Here is a 13,105-nt window from a genome sequence, read left to right as displayed (position 1 = left end):
CATTTCGCCCCCGAAGCGGAGACCAGCCTAGGCGGAGTTACCGTGGCAGGGCATCAACCGTAAGGAGCGATCTCATGGAGCATCTCCCCCAGCTCACGGCGGCCCCCTGGTTCACCGAGGCCGCGGGCGCCGCCGCCAAGGAGCAGGGCGCGGGAAACCTGCTGCGTGTGGTGCTGATCGTGATGGTCCTGGGGTCGGTCCTGATGGCCTGGTTCCTCCTGCGCGGATACAAGCGGGACGACTGAGGGTACGGAGGCGGAGCGCCGTCCGTTCATCCCAGGGCGGAGTCGGCGTGATCGCCGGCACGGCCCCCGCTTACGATGGGCCGAGTCTTTATCCCGATCCCACACGGATAGGTCCTGCCGACGATGAGCTTCCACAGCACCGCTGCCGACTTGGTCACTTTCGCCGCCGAGGGCGGCGGGGAGCACAGCGGCAACCACGAGAGCCTCAGCCCCTACCTGACCGGCGGCGGAGCCCTCTTCGCCCTGCTCCTGCTGCTGTGGATCACCACGCGCTTCAACCGCGACCGCTGAAACCGCGCAAAAGGCCATTCGAACAGAGCGCGTCCGCCGGGCCGGTAGGGTCTCGACGCATGGGAGAGCAGGAACTGCCTACCGGTCCGGAGCTCGACACGGCGAACGACCAGGCGCACGAGACCACCGGCGAGCGGGCCGGCAGCACCGGCACGGCACCGGGGAACGCCCCGTCGCACACGAAGCCGAACGCGAAGCCCAACGGTGAGTCGAACGCGAAGCCGAACGGGAAGCCGAAGCCGGGGCGCAGGCGACTCGGCGTCATGGGCGGAACGTTCGATCCGATCCACCACGGGCACCTCGTCGCGGCCCAGGAGGTCGCCGCGCAGTTCGGTCTCGACGAGGTCGTGTTCGTCCCGACCGGCCAGCCCTGGCAGAAGTCCCACCGCACGGTGTCGGCCGCCGAGGACCGGTACCTGATGACGGTCATCGCGACGGCCGAGAACCCCCAGTTCTCCGTGAGCCGCATCGACGTCGACCGCAAGGGCCCCACGTACACCATCGACACCCTGCGCGAGCTGCACGAACTCAACCCGGACACGGACCTCTTCTTCATCACCGGCGCCGACGCGCTCGGCCAGATCCTCACCTGGCGCGACGCCGAGGAGCTGTTCTCCCTCGCGCACTTCATCGGGGTCACCCGTCCCGGCCACACGTTGACCGACCCCGGCCTGCCCGCGGGCGGGGTCACGCTCGTCGAGGTTCCGGCGCTGGCCATCTCGTCCACCGACTGCCGTGCGAGGGTCGCCAAGGGCGACCCCGTCTGGTATCTGGTGCCGGACGGAGTGGTGCGCTACATCGACAAGCGGCAGCTGTACCGCGGCGAGTGAGCCGAGAGGGGCACCGGTGAACGACCGATACGACGCTGGCCACGGGGGCGACCAGCCGTACGAACTCGTCGGCTACGACGAGTTCGGACAGCCGGTGTACCGACAGGCGCCCACCCAGCAGGTGCCTCAGCAGCAGACGTACGACCCCTACGGGCAGCAGCAGGGCTACGGCCAGGGTTACTCCCAGGGCCACGGCGACTACGGACAGGGGTACGGGCAGGTCTACGGGTACGACCCGTACGCCACCGGACAGGTCCAGCAGCAGCACACCCAGGGCTACGGCACCGGCTACGACCCGGGGCAGCAGACACCGGCACCCGGGTACGACCCCTACGACCCGTACGGGCAGACCGCGGTCACCGGCCACCCGGCCCTCGCCGAGCAGACCGCCCACATCCCGCAGCAGGCGGGCCCCCAGGAGACCACCGAGGACGGCGCTCCCGAGGCCGGAGCGGAGGCCCGCGACCCGGAGTACCGCACCGAGCAGTTCGCCTTCGTCGACCAGCCCGACGGCGACTCCGAGGACGTCATCGACTGGCTGAACTTCACCGAGAACCGCACCGAGCGCCGTGAGGAGGCCAAGCGGCGCGCCAAGAGCCGCATGATCGCCCTCGTGGTCGTGCTGGCGCTGGTCGCGGTCGGCGGCGTCGGCTACCTGTGGTTCGCGGGCGTGCTGCCCGGCTCCTCCTCCGACCAGAAGACCGGCACGACGACCGCCGCCGGCGCCCAGAAGCGCGACGTGATCGCCGTCCACCTGCACGACACCAAGAAGGGCGGCACCTCCACGGCGCTGCTCGTCGACAACACCACCACCAAGCGGGGCGCGACCGTCCTGCTGCCCAACTCCCTCGCCCTGACCGGCGACGACGGCACCACGACCACCCTTGCCAAGTCCGTCGAGGACGACGGCTCCGCCGGCACCCGCGAGGAACTCGACACCGTCCTCGGCACCGACATCGAGGGCACCTGGCGGCTGGACACCCCCTTCCTGAGCAACCTCGTCGAACTCGTCGGCAACATCGACCTCGACACCAACGCCTCGGTACCGGACCCGGAGGCGAAGAAGAAGGGCGAGGCGCCCCTCGTCACCAAGGGCGAGAACCAGACCCTCAGCGGCAAGATGGCCGTCGCGTACGCCACCTACCGCGCCTCCGGCGAGTCGCAGGACGCCCAGCTCAAGCGGTTCGGCCAGGTCATGCAGGGCGTGCTGCGCAAGCTGTCCTCCGACGCCCAGGCGGCCACGGTCACCGTGCAGACCCTCGGCCAGATCCTCGACCCCTCGCTCGGCGAGAAGGACCTCGGCGCGTTCCTCGCCAAGCTCGCCGACCGCGCCAAGGGCGGCGACTACACGACCGAGCTGCTCCCCGTCCAGCAGGACGGCACCCTCAGCGCCGAGGACTCCGACAGCGTGGTCAAGGACCTGCTCGGCGGCACCGCCAGGAGCCCCGAGGCCGGGGACGCCGTCCGGGTCGGCATCCGCAACGCCACCGGCGACAAGGACGCCACCGAACAGGCGCGCGTGGTCCTGCTCAACGGCGGCTACACCTTCCTCGACGCCGGCACCGCCGGCACCGCCGAGGCCGCCTCCCGGGTGCTCTACTCCGACGCGGCCCGCAAGCAGGACGCCGTCGAGGTCGCCAAGACCCTGGGCCTGCCCGCGAGCGCCGTCAAGAAGGGCGAGACCACGTCCAACGCCGACGTCACCGTCGTCCTCGGCCAGAACTACGAGACGACGGACCCGACGGGCACGAGCGGCACGACGGGTACGACGGGTACGACGGGGACCACGGACACCGGTACTGCGGGTACGACCGGCACCACCGGTGCCACCGGCACGACGGGTACGACCGGCACCACCGGTGCCACCGGCACGACGGGCACGACCGGGACCACCGGCTGACCGTCACCCCCGCGGATCGGCAGCGATCACGATCAGGCCCCGGAGCCGCCACGAGGGCGCCGCTCCGGGGCCTGATCGCTTAACCCGTGGGGCCGTGTCCGCGGTCCGTGAGACCCTTGTGGGAGCCCGTGAGGGTTCCTGACCGCCTACGGAAAGCCATGTAGTGACCGCCACCGACCGCTCCCTCGAGCTCATCCGCACCGCCGCGCAGGCGGCCGCCGACAAGCTCGCGCACGACATCATCGCGTACGACGTCAGCGATGTGCTCTCCATCACGGACGCCTTCCTGCTCGCCTCCGCGCCCAACGACCGCCAGGTCAAGTCGATCGTCGACGAGATCGAGGAGCGGCTGAACAAGGAGCTCGGCGCCAAGCCGGTCCGCCGAGAGGGCGACCGCGAGGCCCGCTGGGTGCTGCTGGACTACGTCGACATCGTCGTCCACGTCCAGCACAGCGAGGAGCGCGTCTTCTACGCCCTGGAGCGGCTCTGGAAGGACTGCCCCGAGCTGGAGCTGCCCGCTGACGCCCAGGCCACCAGGGGCAAGGCCGCGGAGCACGCGAAGCTGCAGGCCGCCGAGGAGGCCGCCGAGCTGGGCGGGGAGCTGCGATGACCCAGGGGGCCGGCCCGGCCGACCGTGGGGGCCGCGGGCGCCGGATCATCCTGTGGCGGCACGGCCAGACCTCGTGGAACGTGGAGCGCCGCTTCCAGGGCACCACCGACGTCGAGCTGACCGAGACCGGCGTGGGTCAGGCCCGCCGCGCCGCCCGGCTGCTCGCCTCCCTCAAGCCGGACGCGATCGTCGCCTCCGACCTGCGGCGCGCCGCGCGGACGGCCGCCGAGCTGGCCGCCCTCACCGGCCTGGAGGTCGCGCTCGACGAGGGCCTGCGGGAGACGTACGCGGGCGTCTGGCAGGGCCTCACGCACGACGAGATCATCGCCCGGTACGGCGAGGAGTACGGCGCGTGGAAGCGCGGCGAAGCGGTCCGCCGCGGCGGCGGCGAACTGGAGACCGAGGTCGCCGACCGCGCTGCCCCCGTGGTGCTCCGGCACGCGGACAAGCTCCCGGAGAACGGCACCCTCGTGGTCACCAGCCACGGCGGCACCATCCGCACCACCATCGGGCGCCTCCTCGGCCTGGAGCCGCAGCACTGGGAGAGCCTCGGCGGCCTGTCCAACTGCTGCTGGTCCGTCCTCGGCGAGGGCGCCCGCGGCTGGCGCCTGCTGGAGCACAACGCCGGCACCCTCCCCGAGCCGGTGCTCGGCGACGACGACTGAGCGGCCGCGCGGGCCCCGGTGGCGGGGCCGCGGCCCGGATTTCACTTTCCGGCTGGTCGCAGGCTAAAGTTCTTCTTGTTCGCCCCGCCGAGCGGGGCGAAACACCATACGGCCTCGGCCGCATGGGGCAAGGGGCTATAGCTCAGTTGGTAGAGCGCCTGCATGGCATGCAGGAGGTCAGGAGTTCAATTCTCCTTAGCTCCACACATCGGACAGAAGATCCCGTTCCCGGCAGGGGACGGGATTTTTCGTGTGAGATCCGTGACCTCCTTGAGTGCGGGGCGCCCCACGGGCGTATACCTCTGCGGACGACCTTCTTTCCCGCCGCGTGTCCGGACTGGTACGAAGGCGTCGCTGACCGTATTGGTCCGGCCGTGGCAGAATCAAACGGCCGGAAGGGGGCGCGGCCCGACGGGAGGGAGAAGCGATGCCTGCGAGCATCCGCGGGAAGGTCCAGGACCTTCCCGCCGCTGTGATGATGCGGAGCAAGACCACCCTCCTGTGCCCTTCCTGCGGCTCGCTCCACGTTGCCCAAGTGCTCGGTGACAACGGAGGTATCTCCTACGTGTGCACGGCCTGCGGCCACAGCTGGAGCTGATCGATGGGCGCACACAGGAGGAAATGCGACTGGTGCGGCAGCGGCACCCCGATCGTCCGCGACATGGAACCCGTCAACGCCGACTACCAGTACTGGTGCGAGGAATGCGCACGGGCGCTGATCATAAAAGGCGACCCCATCGAGACCTACCGCGAGCTCGAGGGCGAGCCGATCTACGGCCGGCTCCTGGAGGAGCACTGCACGCTCAAGCGGTTCTACTCGTTCGTGACCGCCTGAGCGGTCGCCCGCCGACTCTCCGCCGCCCACACGGGCGCATCCGTCGAAATCGCCCATAAGGTGCGTCGGTCGGAAAGGATTTGGTGGTCAGCGCGGGGACCGGTAATGTTGTCGATGTCGCCGGGGGAACCCGGCGGAAACAGCAAGGGGCTATAGCTCAGTTGGTAGAGCGCCTGCATGGCATGCAGGAGGTCAGGAGTTCAATTCTCCTTAGCTCCACAGACAGGACCCCGTCCAAGTGGACGGGGTCTTCGCGTTGTTGACGACGCTTCGGTGCGTGGGCGGCACGACGGGCCATGAGCGCCTGCGAGGAGGGCGGGGGAAGGGAAAGGGCGGGCCCGCCCCTGGTCGGGGTGGCCCGCCCTCGCGTCGCCTCCGAGACGGCTCAGCGGCCGCTGCCCAGAGCCCGCCGGCCCCGGCCCTGGGAGAGGACCGGGAGGTTGCGGGACGGGGCGTTGCCGCGGGTGTCCTCCTCGATGCGCAGGGCCAGCGCCGGGCAGCGCCGCACCGCGCGCAGCGCCTTGGCCTCGGCGTACTGCGGGACCTTCGCCTGGGCGACGGTGGGGAAGCCGTCGGCGCCCAGCTGGAAGACCTCCGGGAGGATGTCGGCGCACAGGCCGTGGCCCCGGCACAGCGTCCAGTCGACGAAGATCTTCTGGCGGCTCGCGCCGGAGTCCTCCTGGCCGGCCCCGCCCGGGAGGCCCGTCGGTGCCCTGCCGCCCTCGAACAGCGGCAGGACGCCTTCCACGGGCCGCCCGCAGCCGTTGCCGAGGACATGGGCGGCGAGGTCGTCGGTGAAGGCCTTGATGGTCGACTCCAGGAACATCGCGGAGCCGTCGGGGTGCGAGCACGCCCCGCGCCGCTTGACGTTCTTGGCGACCTGCTTGAGTGCTTCGAGGGCGGCCGGTCCGCCGCCGTTGAGGATGTCCTCCATGCCGCGCGCGGCGGCCGGCAGACCGAGGTAGCAGGGACCGCACTGCCCCGCGCTCTCCTCGGCGAGCCACTTGGCGACCTGGAGCGACTCGCCGAGCGGGCAGGTGTCCTGGCTGATCGGCAGGATCGCGCCCGCGCCGAGCGCACCGCCCACCGCGTCCAGGGAGTTGCGGGAGACGATCGCCTCGTTGACCGTCGCCGCGTCGATCCACTTGCCGTGGTACCCGCCCGTCAGCACACCCTGCGGGACCGGCGGCGCGCCGGCGAGCTGCAGGATGTAGCGCAGCGGCACACCGGTCGGGGCCTCGATCACCATGGGCCGGGCGACCGCGCCGGAGACGGTGAGCATGACGGTGCCCGGCTCGTCGTACAGGCCGGTGTTGCCGTACCGCTCGGCGCCGATGCGGGCGCCGATGGCGAGCTGGGCGAAGGTCTCCGCGTTCGAGAGCAGGGTCGGCGCGCCTCCGACACCGCTCTTGGACGCACTGGTCTTGCGGCCGGGCGGGATCGCCGGGCCCCCGTCGATGGAACGGATCAGCGAGGCGGCCGCGCCGGTGACCATGCGGACCGGGTTGCGCTGCACGCTCGCGCGGATGGCCGCGCCACGCCGGTTGCCGAGGCCGCGCTCGGCGAGGGCGGCCTCCATCGAGCGCTCGGTGGATTCACGTGTCACCCCGATGACGAGCTGGCGGGCGCCCAGGGCCTCCGCGACCAGCAGGGCGCCGTCCAGGATGAGGTGCGGGGCACGGTTGATCAGCACCGTGTCCTTGCGGCAGGCGGGTTCGTCCTCACTGCCGTTGACGACCACGACGGGCCGGATGCCGCGCTTGATCGCCGACTCGGCGACCGAGCGCAGCTTCTTGTGGAACGGGAAGCCCGCGCCGCCCCTGCCCTTCAGATTGATCCGCTCGGAGAGCTGGGCCAACTGCTCCCCGCCCATGGGTTCGAGCGGACCGTGCACCTTCAGGTGCATGGGGAGATCGAGTCTCTCGACGAGGTCGAAGCCCGAGGTGAGCTGGGGGAGCCCCACCACACGGACTTCGGGGACGTCGGGAAGGGCCTCGTTCACTTAAAGCCTCCGGAAGGCGCGTTCCAGGGTTCGCCGGAGCCCGGCTGGTCGTACCCGGGCAGCGTTTCAGCAGCGGGACCGCTGTTGTACGTGTCGTTCGGGTTGTACGTGCCGTAGGGGGCGTTCGACTCAGCGGTTCCGTAGGAACTTTCCGGGACGCCCGTCGGATACGCCTGGCCCTGGTACGCCTGCCCCGGGTACGCCTGTCCGCCGAGGGTCTGGCCGCCCAGCGGCTGCCCGGCGAAGGTGTCCTGCATCGGGTCGTACGACGACGGGGGTGCCTCGCCGACCGGCGGCGGGGACGGGGACGGCCAGCGCGTGCCCGTGGCCGGACCCTCGTCGAGGCGGGGCATGGCCTGCGTGGGCTGCATGTCCAGCGGGGGCTGCTGCTGGGTCAGGTAGGGCGCCGTCGGCTCCGGGGAGCGCGGCGTCATCGACACCGCGCGGTAGGCCGCCGCGAAACCGGGGCCGTCGGCCGACGCGCCCGTGCGCGGCGGGGGGACGAGGGTGTCGCCCAGCGCGGGGCCCGGGGTCTGGCCGCCGAAGCCGGGCAGGGGGAACTGCCCGGTGTCCCGCTTCTGGGAGTCGCGCGGTCCGTCCTCGCGGCGACCGCCGGGGTCCTGGCGGGCGGCCCGGGACTTCACGAGCTCCTCGACCTCGGGGGGACGCTGACCGTCGGTGCCCAGGATGGCCGTGATGCGCTCGATGAACTGCCGCTTGACCGAACGGGGGGCCGCCCGCAGCAGCAGCGCCGCGGCCACCGCGACCAGGCCCAGCGAGTAGAGGGTGACGAAGATCGGCTTGGCCTCGCGACCCGCGTAGAGTCCGTGCACGAGCGCGAAGCACCAGGCCGCGTAGGCCAGCATGTGCATCGCCCGCCAGCGCGCAGCGACCTCCGCGGGCGAGGCGAAGTTGCTGCGCAGCGCGCCGGTGATGGCGACGAAGATCATCAGGGACCCGGCGGTCGCGCCGAAGCCGATGAGTGCGCCCGTACCCGTCACGCCGAGGGCGAAGGGGAACAGGGCGATCGCGGAGACGTGGTCCAGCGCCAGCTTGACGGTGACGTGGAGGACGAGGAACGCGACCGACGCGATGGCGGTCGTCCGGTGGACGGCCTGGCCGATGATCCGCTGGCGCACGCTGAGCAGGGTGCGGTCCTGGGCGACGAGTCCCCAGAGCACCGACAGGGTCAGCGACACCAGCGAGAGGACGCCCGCGCCGAAGTCGAGGAACTCCCGGTACGCGTCACCTCCGACCAGCACACTTACGGGTATCAGCAGCAGAGCGGCAGCGGTCGCGATCCCATAGGCCGAACGGCCGGTCTGGGGCAGCGAGCTGTTACTGCGACGAGGGTTCATGGGGGCAACTCCGAACAGTTCGGGAAAGCGGTCCCGTCGTCGAACTGTAAGTGGTGCCCAACCGAGCAGTAGGTGGTTTGAGTTATTGCGCTGTTATCGAGGGCCAATCTCACATCGGTGATGTCCTTTAGGGGTCGTTACGCGAAGTAAGATTTGAACTTTATTCAACTTTTTTGGCCGGATCGAGTGGCTGACACACCGCTGGTTCCTGCCTCATGATGGCCCGGAACCTCGTCGCGACGGCTGTGGGCCCTGGGGTACCCTGGCCCCATGCGTGCCGTACGCCTTCTGCTTAGCGAGCCGCGCTGATCAGTCCCGACCGCCGATGAACGGCGTGGTCGGCATCGGCGCGGCGTCCCCTCCTGTGCGAGGGGATTTTTCGTTTCCGGACGACACCCACCGCTGGCAGAGACGATCGATGGAGCTTTGAGGATCATGAGCGAGACGAACCCCACTGCCGCAGGTGCGTCGGTGGATGCCGCGCCGCACCGCTACACGGCCGCCGTCGCGGCCGAGATCGAGGCACGCTGGCAGGACTTCTGGGACGCCGAGGGCACCTACGCGGCACCCAATCCCAAGGGTGACCTGGCGGGCGACCCGGAGCTGGCCGCCCGGCCCAAGAAGTTCATCATGGACATGTTCCCCTACCCCTCCGGCGCGGGCCTGCACGTCGGTCACCCGCTGGGGTACATCGCCACCGACGTCTTCGCCCGCTACCAGCGGATGACCGGCCACAACGTCCTGCACACCCTGGGTTTCGACGCCTTCGGCCTGCCCGCAGAGCAGCACGCCGTGGCCACCGGCGAGCACCCCCGGGTCACCACCGAGGCAGCCATCACCAACATGAGGTCCCAGCTGCGCCGGCTGGGCCTGGGCCACGACAAGCGCCGGTCGTTCGCCACGATCGACCCGGACTACTACAAGTGGACCCAGTGGATCTTCCTGCAGATCTTCAACTCCTGGTACGACGACGAGGCGCGCAAGGCCCGCCCCATCGCCGAACTGGTCGCCCAGTTCGAGTCGGGTGAGCGCGCGGTACCCGGCGGGCGCTCCTGGAACGAGCTGAGCGCCGTCGAACGCGCCGACCTCCTGGGCGAGTACCGCCTGGCCTACGCCTCCGACGCGCCGGTCAACTGGTGCCCCGGCCTGGGCACCGTCCTGGCCAACGAGGAGGTCACCGCCGACGGCCGCTCCGAGCGCGGCAACTTCCCCGTCTTCAAGGCCAAGCTGCGCCAGTGGAACATGCGGATCACGGCGTACGCCGACCGCCTGCTGGAGGACCTGGAGGAGCTGGACTGGCCCGAGGCCATCAAGCTGCAGCAGCGCAACTGGATCGGACGCTCCGAGGGCGCCCGCGTCGACTTCCCGATCGACGGCGAGCACATCACCGTCTTCACCACGCGCCCCGACACGCTGTTCGGCGCCAGCTACATGGTCCTGGCCCCCGAGCACCCGCTGGTCGACCGGTTCACCCCGGCCGCCTGGCCCGAGGGCACCCGCGACGTGTGGACCGGCGGGCACGCCACCCCCGCCGAGGCCGTCTCCGCCTACCGCGCCCAGGCCGCCTCGAAGTCCGACGTCGAGCGGCAGGCCGAGGCCAAGGACAAGACCGGCGTCTTCACCGGCTCCTATGCCACCAACCCCGTCAACGGCGAGAAGATCCCCGTCTTCATCGCCGACTACGTCCTGATGGGCTACGGCACCGGCGCCATCATGGCCGTCCCCGCGCACGACGCGCGCGACTTCGCGTTCGCGCGCGCCTTCGAGCTGCCGATCACCTGCGTCGTCGAGCCGACGGACGACCGGGGCACGGACACGTCGACGTGGGACGACGCCTTCGTCTCGTACGACGCGAAGATCGTCAACTCCACCGGTGAGGGCGTCTCCCTGGACGGCCTGGGCGTCGTCGAGGCGAAGGCACGCGTCACCGAGTGGCTGGAGCGGTCCGGCATCGGTGAGGGCACCGTCAACTTCCGCCTGCGCGACTGGCTGTTCAGCCGCCAGCGCTACTGGGGCGAGCCCTTCCCGATCGTCTACGACGAGGACGGCGTCGCGCACGCCCTGCCCGAGTCGATGCTGCCGCTGGAGCTGCCCGAGGTCGAGGACTACTCGCCGCGCACCTTCGACCCGGACGACGCCGACACCCAGCCCGAGACGCCGCTGTCGCGGAACGAGGAGTGGGTCGACGTCACGCTGGACCTGGGCGACGGCCCCCGCAGGTACCGGCGCGAGACCAACACGATGCCCAACTGGGCCGGTTCCTGCTGGTACGAGCTGCGCTACCTGGACCCGCACAACGACCGGCAGATGGTCGACCCCGAGATCGAGCGCTACTGGATGGGCCCCGGCGAGGGCCGGCCGCACGGCGGTGTCGACCTGTACGTCGGCGGCGCCGAGCACGCCGTGCTGCACCTGCTGTACGCGCGCTTCTGGTCCAAGGTCCTGTTCGACCTGGGGTACGTCTCGTCCGCCGAGCCCTTCCACAAGCTGTTCAACCAGGGCATGATCCAGGCGTTCGTCTACCGCGACAGCCGTGGCTTCGCGGTGCCGGCCGCCGAGGTGGAGGAGCGCGACGGCGCGTTCTACTACCAGGGCGAGCAGGTCAGCCGTCTGCTGGGCAAGATGGGCAAGTCCCTGAAGAACGCGGTCACCCCGGAGTCCATCTGCGAGGAGTACGGCGCCGACACCCTGCGTCTGTACGAGATGGCGATGGGCCCGCTGGACGTCTCCCGGCCGTGGGACACGCGCGCGGTGGTGGGCCAGTTCCGGCTGCTGCAGCGGCTGTGGCGCAACATCGTCGACGAGGCGACCGGTGAGGTCACGGTCGTCGACGCGGAGCCCGGCGAGGACACGCTGCGGGCGCTGCACAAGGCGATCGACGGTGTGCGCCAGGACCTGGAGGGCCTGCGCTTCAACACGGCGATCGCCAAGGTCACCGAGCTGAACAACCACCTGACCAAGGCGGGCGGCCCCGTCTCGCGGTCCGTCGCCGAGGCCCTGGTCCTGCTGGTCGCGCCGCTGGCCCCGCACATCGCCGAGGAACTGTGGCGCAAACTGGGCCACACCGAAACCGTCGTCCACCAGGACTTCCCGGTTGCCGACCAGGCGTACGTCGTGGACGAGGCCGTCACCTGCGTCGTCCAGATCAAGGGCAAGGTCAAGGCGCGTCTGGAGGTCTCGCCGGCCATCTCCGAGGAGGAGCTGGAGAAGGTGGCCCTGGCCGACGAGAAGGTGGTCGAGGCGCTTGCCGGGGCACCGATCCGCAAGGTGATCGTGCGTGCGCCGAAGCTGGTGAACATCGTCGTGTGACGTGTGACGTGTGACGTGTGACGTGTGACGTGGGCCGGGGCGTCGGGGGCGCCGGCGGCCCCGGTGCACTCGGCGCCCCGGTGCGGCAGGGCTGTGCGGCGTATCGGCTGTGCGGCTGTACGGCTCCGAGGGTGGCGGTGCGGTCGCTCGGGGTGATCCCCTACGGGCAGGTTCGGGGTTCCGCTGGAACTGTGGACCTGCCCGTTGCGTTTACCGTGGAGGAGCGCCGCCGTATGTGGCGTGCCGGTCGAAGGAGGAGCGCGCCGTGGAAGCCGTGATCGCAATCGTCGCCCTGCTCTTCGTGCTGTGCGTGGTGCTGGGCGCCTACGTCACGGTGAAGGCGGTCGGCGCGGCCAAGCGCGGCGTGGACCGTACGATCACCCAGGCCAAGCGGACGGTCGAGGACACCACCCTGCGCGCCAGGAGCCTCGCCCAGCCCGGCCCCGTCGGACAACTGGCGGACCTGCGTCTGAGGTTGCGCACCTCCATGCGGGCCACCCAGGAGGCGCTCCAGGCGGGAGCCGGCGAGGACGGCTCCCTGAAGGAGTCCCTCACCCTGTTCCAGCAGCTCAGTCGGCACGGCCGCGAGCTGGACGGCGAGCTCAGGCGCCTGGAGGCCGAGCCGGACCGCACCAAGCTGGCCCAGCGGCTGCCCGACCTGCGCACCCGCACGGAGAAGGTCATCAAGTCGGCCGACCACCTGCGCTGGGCGGCCCACGACCGAGCCCGCAAGTTCGCCGAGGACGACCTGGAGACGCTCAGCGCCCAGATCGACGTCGAGGCAGGCGCGCTGCGGCACTGGACCACCGACGCGACCGAGCCCGCGCACGTCTGGCCCGAGGCGCCGAAGCCCGAGCCGACCGCTTCCGGCGGACAGACGTGGCAGGAGACCCCCGAGGCCCGCGCCGCCGAGCAGCCGCCCCGGCCGGCGATCACCCCTCCGGGACCGCGCCAGACGTACCCGTGGCAGAAGAAGCCGCGCCCGGAGAGCACGACTTGATGCGGTGCGCCACGGCGCGGCGTGGTGGCGAGGCGGTCGGTGGGGCCGGGCTGCCGTCGG

At 70.7% G+C, this 13,105-nt stretch carries 11 protein-coding genes and 2 tRNA genes; 11 read left to right on the top strand and 2 right to left on the bottom strand.

Translation table 11 applies throughout. The annotated features are described in order from the left end of the window. Window positions 1-74 precede the first annotated feature (74 nt). The 9 genes from GSY65_RS33255 to GSY65_RS12205 all read left to right on the top strand — a co-directional run bounded on the left by GSY65_RS33255 (window position 75) and on the right by GSY65_RS12205 (window position 5,595). Entirely contained in the window at window positions 75-245 is a 171-nt protein-coding gene (locus tag GSY65_RS33255) for a hypothetical protein (protein WP_201452517.1), read from the top strand. A gap of 123 nt (window positions 246-368) precedes the next feature. Beyond that, complete coding sequence (locus GSY65_RS33250; RefSeq protein WP_201452516.1) at window positions 369-536, top strand: hypothetical protein; 168 nt, start codon at window positions 369-371, stop codon at window positions 534-536. Window positions 537-595: 59 nt separating this feature from the next. Next, on the top strand, window positions 596-1,366 hold the full coding sequence (nadD, locus tag GSY65_RS12235; RefSeq protein ID WP_201452515.1) for a nicotinate-nucleotide adenylyltransferase: 771 nt from the start codon (window positions 596-598) through the stop codon (window positions 1,364-1,366). Between the two features lie 16 nt (window positions 1,367-1,382). Further along, window positions 1,383-3,266, top strand: a complete 1,884-nt coding sequence (locus tag GSY65_RS12230; RefSeq protein WP_159767358.1) for an LCP family protein — start codon at window positions 1,383-1,385, stop codon at window positions 3,264-3,266. 163 nt (window positions 3,267-3,429) lie between these two features. Beyond that, the gene (gene rsfS / locus GSY65_RS12225; protein WP_159767357.1) at window positions 3,430-3,876 is read left to right on the top strand and encodes a ribosome silencing factor; all 447 of its coding nucleotides are present in this window, start codon (window positions 3,430-3,432) and stop codon (window positions 3,874-3,876) included. Continuing rightward, complete coding sequence (locus GSY65_RS12220; RefSeq protein WP_159767356.1) at window positions 3,873-4,541, top strand: histidine phosphatase family protein; 669 nt, start codon at window positions 3,873-3,875, stop codon at window positions 4,539-4,541. Before rsfS ends, GSY65_RS12220 begins: the two co-directional genes overlap by 4 nt. Before the next feature lie 131 nt (window positions 4,542-4,672). Then, window positions 4,673-4,745, top strand: a tRNA-Ala gene (locus GSY65_RS12215). Between the two features lie 397 nt (window positions 4,746-5,142). Continuing rightward, on the top strand, window positions 5,143-5,376 hold the full coding sequence (locus GSY65_RS12210; RefSeq protein WP_005479297.1) for a hypothetical protein: 234 nt from the start codon (window positions 5,143-5,145) through the stop codon (window positions 5,374-5,376). Between the two features lie 146 nt (window positions 5,377-5,522). Beyond that, a tRNA-Ala gene (locus tag GSY65_RS12205) sits at window positions 5,523-5,595 on the top strand. 166 nt (window positions 5,596-5,761) lie between these two features. Here the strand turns inward: GSY65_RS12205 and GSY65_RS12200 are convergent. Both GSY65_RS12200 and GSY65_RS12195 read right to left on the bottom strand, forming a co-directional pair. After that, window positions 5,762-7,378, bottom strand: a complete 1,617-nt coding sequence (locus GSY65_RS12200; RefSeq protein WP_159767355.1) for an NADH-quinone oxidoreductase subunit NuoF family protein — start codon at window positions 7,376-7,378, stop codon at window positions 5,762-5,764. Then, window positions 7,375-8,736 carry a ferric reductase-like transmembrane domain-containing protein gene (locus GSY65_RS12195; protein ID WP_236579756.1) on the bottom strand — a complete coding sequence of 454 codons (1,362 nt, stop codon included), beginning with the start codon at window positions 8,734-8,736 and terminating at the stop codon, window positions 7,375-7,377. Before GSY65_RS12195 ends, GSY65_RS12200 begins: the two co-directional genes overlap by 4 nt. Before the next feature lie 435 nt (window positions 8,737-9,171). Here GSY65_RS12195 and leuS point away from each other — a divergent pair, with 435 nt between their 5' ends. Continuing rightward, entirely contained in the window at window positions 9,172-12,045 is a 2,874-nt protein-coding gene (gene leuS, locus GSY65_RS12190) for a leucine--tRNA ligase (RefSeq protein ID WP_159767354.1), read from the top strand. Between the two features lie 265 nt (window positions 12,046-12,310). Beyond that, window positions 12,311-13,045, top strand: coding sequence for a hypothetical protein (locus GSY65_RS12185; protein WP_201452514.1), 735 nt, complete (start codon window positions 12,311-12,313; stop codon window positions 13,043-13,045). The last annotated feature ends 60 nt before the right edge of the window (window positions 13,046-13,105 follow it).

This window comes from Streptomyces sp. HM190, from assembly GCF_009857135.1.
Classification (GTDB): domain Bacteria; phylum Actinomycetota; class Actinomycetes; order Streptomycetales; family Streptomycetaceae; genus Streptomyces; species Streptomyces heilongjiangensis.
Note: the sequence above shows the minus strand (reverse complement) of the source record. Positions and strands in the feature narration are given on the sequence as shown.